Here is a 333-nt window from a genome sequence, read left to right as displayed (position 1 = left end):
CCCTGGTCATTGATGCCACCGACGCCGGTGCCGTCACCGATCTGCGCGTTGGCGCTGACATTGCTCAGCACCACCTGGTACTGCTCGATGCCTTCGTAGATGTTGTCGTTGGTGATCGCGACCGTGATGGTCTTGCTGGTCTCGCCCGGGGCGAAGGTCAGCGTGCCGCTGTTGGCCGTGTAGTCCTGGCCGGCCTTGGCCGAGGCATCCTGCGTGCCGTAGTTCACCGTCACCTGGGTGCTGCTCGGGCCGCTCAGGGTCACCGTGAAGGTGGCCGTGCCGGCCGCTTCGTTCACTTCGACGTCGTTGATGCTCAGGCTGGGCAGGCCATTG

The 333-nt window shown here is 64.9% G+C and carries 1 protein-coding gene; it reads right to left on the bottom strand.

The window, feature by feature from the left end; genetic code table 11:
- On the bottom strand, window positions 1-333 hold a 333-nt coding region (locus EIP75_RS23960), incomplete at both ends, for a Calx-beta domain-containing protein (protein ID WP_274379831.1).

It is taken from the genome of Aquabacterium soli (genome assembly GCF_003933735.1).
Lineage (GTDB): Bacteria > Pseudomonadota > Gammaproteobacteria > Burkholderiales > Burkholderiaceae_C > Aquabacterium > Aquabacterium soli.
Note: the sequence above shows the minus strand (reverse complement) of the source record. Positions and strands in the feature narration are given on the sequence as shown.